The 5,074-nt window shown below is 62.8% G+C and carries 3 protein-coding genes; 1 reads left to right on the top strand and 2 read right to left on the bottom strand.

Going from position 1 to position 5,074, the window contains the following annotated elements:
* Positions 1-141: 141 nt before the first annotated feature.
* Positions 142-1,266 (bottom strand): aldo/keto reductase, encoded by a 1,125-nt coding sequence (locus tag ACMO6A_RS02095; RefSeq protein WP_015760376.1) that lies wholly within the window; start codon positions 1,264-1,266, stop codon positions 142-144.
* A 336-nt stretch (positions 1,267-1,602) separates the two neighbouring features.
* On the opposite strand from ACMO6A_RS02095, the gene ACMO6A_RS02090 reads away from it, so the two are divergent.
* Positions 1,603-3,438, top strand: coding sequence for an oleate hydratase (locus ACMO6A_RS02090; protein WP_418470709.1), 1,836 nt, complete (start codon positions 1,603-1,605; stop codon positions 3,436-3,438).
* A gap of 54 nt (positions 3,439-3,492) precedes the next feature.
* Here the strand turns inward: ACMO6A_RS02090 and ychF are convergent, their stop codons facing one another.
* On the bottom strand, positions 3,493-4,557 hold the full coding sequence (ychF, locus tag ACMO6A_RS02085) for a redox-regulated ATPase YchF (RefSeq protein ID WP_015760374.1): 1,065 nt from the start codon (positions 4,555-4,557) through the stop codon (positions 3,493-3,495).
* Positions 4,558-5,074 lie beyond the last annotated feature (517 nt).

The raw sequence follows: 5,074 nt of genomic DNA, 5'->3' as shown, positions 1-5,074 counted from the left end.
CGTCGCATCCGGCGCGCAACGCGGCGGCCAGCAGGAACGAAGAGTCGCACCCGCCCGAGAACGCCACGGCCAAGCGCGGCGTGCGCGCGAAAAACGCGTCGAGCGCCTCGACGCCCACGTCCTGGCCGGAACCCGTCAGCGTCATGCCGGCTTCTTCTCGAACAGCTCGGCGGCGCGACCCAGCTCCTTCACGATCTCGATATGCTGCGGGCACACGCTTTCGCACGCGCCGCACCCGACGCACGTGGACGCGGGGCCGCTCGACGCGTTCCAATCGTAGTTCTCCTGCGCCCGGTGCATGTCGTGGAACAGCTCTAGGATGTTGAGCGACGCGAGGGCCGCCGGGATGCGCACGCCCTTCGGGCAGTTCTTCAAACAGTAGCGGCAGTCGGTACACGGCACGGTAGGCACGCCGTCGAGGATGGCCCGCACGCGCGCCAGCGCCTCGTCCTCCTCGTGCGCCAGCGGATGGAACGAACGCATGATCTGCGTGTTATCGCGCACCTGATCGGGTGTGGACATACCCGACAGCACGGTGAGCACGCCCGGCAGCGACGCGGCGAACCGCAGCGCCCACGAGGGCAGCGACTCGTCCGGATTCACGGCGCGCAGCACGTCCGCCGCCTCCTCGGGCAGATGCACGAGCGAGCCGCCCTTAACGGGCTCCATCACCACGACAGGCAGCCCGTGGGCGCGCGCAGCCTCGTAGCACTTGCGCGATTCGACGGTTTCGCTCTCCCAGTCGGCGTAATTGATCTGCAGCTGCACGAAGTCCACCTCGGGATGCGCCTCCAGCACCTCTTCCAACACGGCAGCCTTGTCGTGGATGGAGAAGCCCAGGTTGCGGATCAGACCCGCCTCCTTCTTCTCGTGCAGGAAGTCCCACAGGCCGAAGTCGTCGAACAGGCGCGTGCGCTCCTCGCCCAGGTTATGCAGCAAGAAGAAGTCGAAATAACCCGCCCCCGTCTCGCGCAGCGACTTGTCGAACATGGCGCGCGCATGATCGGCGTTTTTCGCCAGCCACGCCGGCAGCTTCGTGGCAACCTGGAACGATTCGCGCGGATAGCGCTCGACGACGGCCTCGCGCAGCGCCGCCTCCGACCGGCCGTTATGGTAGCCGCGCGCCGTGTCGAAATAGGTGAAGCCCGCGTCCATGAACAGGTCTACCATATGCTTGACCTGCTCGATGTCGATCTCCTTGCCGCCGTCGCCCTCGACGACGGGCAGCCTCATGAACCCGAAGCCCAGCTTCCCGATCTCGTCCATAGATAATCCTCGCTCCCCGACCATGCTCACCCGATCGCGCTCGACACGCGCGGCCGCTCGAACCATCCGACACGCTTCAGCGCATTGTTCGTGATCAGTATACACAAACGGAAAACAAGCCGGCCGCAATCGTTCGAGCGGCAACAAAGCTACGAAGCCGACGCCGAACGCAATGCAAGCCGTTCTGGGTTCTTCGACACCGCGGCATGCGACAACCCGAACCCCCACGTTACCCCTTCCAAACGAAGCCGCATCAGGTCGGTACGCCCTCTTCGCCCTCGGACGCCCCGCATCACAATGGGGGCCGTACCCCTACGTCGAGAGATTGGAGAGCCTGTGTACTATTCCAGCGGAAACTACGAAGCATTCGCCCGCCCGGCAAAGCCGGAGGGCATCGAGGACAAATCGGCCTACATCGTCGGCACCGGGCTGGCGGGCTTGTCGGCCGCGTGCTACCTGATCAGGGATGCTCAGATGGACGGCTCGCGCGTGCACCTGTTCGAACGCGACGCCGAACCGGGCGGCGCCTGCGACGGGTGGGAGTATCCCCAGCTCGGCTTCACTATGCGCGGCGGTCGCGAGATGGACAACCACTTCGAAGTGATGTGGGACCTGTTCCGATCCATCCCCTCCATCGAGGACGAGAACATGAGCATCCTCGATTACTACTATCAATTGAACAAGCGCGATCCCAATTATTCCCTGTGCCGCGCAACGGTCAACCGGGGTGAAGACGCCGGCCTCGACAATACATTCAACCTGTCCGACAAGGCGTGCATGGAGATCATGAACCTGTTCTTCACCCCCGAAGAGCAACTCGACGACAAGCCCATAACCGACTATTTTTCCGACGATGTGCTCGATTCCAACTTCTGGCTGTACTGGCGCACCATGTTCGCCTTCGAGAGCTGGCACAGCGCGCTCGAGATGAAGCGCTACATCCAGCGTTTCGTCCACCACGTCGGCGGGCTCCCCGACTTCAGCGCACTGCGCTTCACCCGGTACAACCAGTTCGAATCCCTCATCCTGCCCATGGTGAACTACCTGAAAGGCCAGGGCGTGCAGATCCATCTGAACACCGAGGTCGTCGACATCACGTTCTCCAGCACCCCGGAGCGCAAAGTAGCCACCGAGGTGCAGACGATATGCGAAGGGGCCGACAAGACGTTTCACCTCACCGACGACGACCTGCTGTTCATCACCAACGGCAGCTGCGTCGCCAATTCGTCCTTCGGATCGCAAGACGAGCCGGCCCAGTTCAACGCCGTGCTGGAAAAAGGAACCGGATTCGACCTGTGGCGACGTATCGCACGGCAGGATTCCGCATTCGGGAATCCGGAAAAATTCATCGGCGATCCGGAGAAGTCCAACTGGATGAGCGCCACCGGCACGACGCTCGATGAGAAGATCGTTCCCTATATCGAGAGCATTTGCCGTCGCGATCCGTTCTCGGGCGGCGTCGTAACCGGCGGCATCGTTACCGTAAAAGATTCGAACTGGCTTTTAAGTTGGACGTTCAACAGGCAACCCCAGTTCAGAGCCCAGCCCGGCGATCAGCTGTGCGGCTGGATATACGGCCTGTTCACCGATGTGCCCGGCAACTACGTGAAGAAAACCCTGCGCGAATGCACCGGCAAGGAAGTATGCATGGAATGGCTGTACCACCTGGGCGTTCCCGAATCGCAGATCGAAGAACTCGCCGAGAAGAACGCCAACACGGTTCCGTGCATGATGCCCTACATCACGGCATTCTTCATGCCGCGCGCCGCAGGCGACCGACCCGACGTCGTGCCCGAAGGCGCGGTGAACTTCGCGTTCATCGGCCAATTCGCGGAAACGCCGCGCGACACCATTTTCACCACCGAGTATTCCATGCGCACCGGCATGGAAGCCGTCTACACGCTGTGCAACGTCGACCGCGGCGTGCCCGAAGTATGGGGCAGCGCGTTCGACATCCGCGATTTGCTGAACGCCACCACGTTGATCAGGGACGGCAAGCCCATCACCGACATGGAGATGAATCCCCTCGAAAAGCTCGCCCTGCACGAGGGAATCGAGAAGATCAAGGGGACCGACCTCTACGGTCTGCTGGTCGAGTTCGGCGTGATTCCGCCCGATCGCGGCGACGCGCCCGCGCCCGCCACCGGAGCCGTATACCCCGGCATGCATTAGACGTTTCCGTTAAAAACCGAACCCCCTGTTCAAAGGGGGTTCGGGACGAATTCCTTACACGTTGAACTTGAAGTGCATGACGTCGCCGTCCTGGACGACGTACTCCTTGCCTTCCTGACGAAGCTTGCCGGCATCGCGGCAGCCCTTCTCGCCGCCCAGCCCCACGTAGTCTTCGTACGAGGCCGTCTCCGCCTTGATGAAGCCGCGCTCGAAATCGGTGTGGATGACGCCCGCCGCCTGCGGAGCCTTCGCACCGACGGGGATGGTCCAAGCGCGCGTTTCCTGTTCGCCGGTGGTGAAGTACGACTGCAGCCCCAGAAGTTTATACGCCTCGCGCACCAGGCGCGCCAGGCCGCTCTCTTCGAGACCCATGGCCTCCAGGTACTCCTTCGCCTCGGCAGGTTCGAGCTCGGCCAGGTCGGCCTCCACCTTCGCGCTGATGGGCACGGGGCGGCAGCCGTCGATCTCGGGCAGATCGGCGTCCAGTTGGTCCTCGTCCACGTTGGCGATGTACAGCATGGGCTTCATCGTCAGCAGGTGCAGATCGTAAATGGCAGCCTGCTCGTCCTCGTCCAGCCCCAACGTGCGGGCGCGGTGCCCCTCGTCCAGGCCTGCGAGCACCTTCTTCGCCACCTCGACCTTCTTGGCGCCGTCCTTGTCGCGCTTCGCCTCTTTTTCCAAGCGCGGCAGGGCCTTCTCGATGGTGGCCATGTCGGCCAGCATGAGCTCGGTCTTGATGGTGTCCACGTCGCTGCTCGGGTCCACCCGGCCCGCCACGTGCACCACGTCGGGGTCACCGAAGAAACGCACGACTTCGCAGATGGCGTCCGTCTCGCGGATGTTCGCGAGGAACTGGTTGCCCAGGCCCTCGCCCTGGCTGGCGCCGGCCACGAGACCCGCGATGTCCACGAACTCGATGGTGGCGGGCACGATGCGCGTGGGATGGTCGATGTTCGCCAGCGCGTCCAGGCGCGCGTCGGGCACGGGCACCACGCCCACGTTGGGCTCGATGGTGGCGAACGGGTAGTTGGCCGCGAGGCCGCCCTTGTTCGTGAGGGCCGTGAACAGCGTGGACTTGCCGACGTTCGGCAGACCGACGATACCGATGGATAGCGACATGGAACTTCCTTCTCATACGATGCAGATGTGTCGTCCCATGATAGCAAACTACCTGCGCCCTGCGCGGCCTCCCCTCGCATTCTCCGACGCTTCGGTATCTTTTTCATGCGGAGCACTCGAAGCGCGCCGTCTTGACCGACAGCATGCCGCCCTACGTGCACGGCGGCATGCGTCAACACCCGTCGATGCCGATTTGACGGCGAAATCCCCGCTTCGTGGCAGCAATCGGGCGGTTTGGTAATCCTATCGATTCGCTTTTATTTACGCTTCGAACATCCGACCTGGGAAAACTCCTTCGATCGCGCTCTGCGGGTCCGAGATGCCGCGACCGAGCCCTCGTCGAGATTACCAAACCGTTCGATTTCCGCTGTTCGACTTCGCTTCCGCCGTCATGCCATCTATCGGCGCAAAACCGTTCAGCGCGTCCGTTGCACGGTTTTGCCCGCGATGTTGCACTTCGAGCGCACTTGGATGCCTCCGCGCCCCAAGACGCGCAACCCGCGACGTTACACCAGGT

Source organism: Eggerthella sp. (assembly GCF_048329335.1).
GTDB classification, from domain to species: Bacteria; Actinomycetota; Coriobacteriia; order Coriobacteriales; family Eggerthellaceae; genus Eggerthella; species Eggerthella lenta.
The sequence above is the reverse complement of the archived record's forward strand: the minus strand, read 5'-3'. Positions and strand labels throughout refer to the sequence as shown.

Bases quoted from the DNA above. Each gene is read 5' to 3' on its own strand.
- ACMO6A_RS02095 (WP_015760376.1), bottom strand. From the start codon at position 1,266: ATGGACGAGATCGGGAAGCTGGGCTTCGGGTTCATGAGGCTGCCCGTC.
- ychF (WP_015760374.1), bottom strand. From the start codon at position 4,557: ATGTCGCTATCCATCGGTATCGTCGGTCTGCCGAACGTCGGCAAGTCC.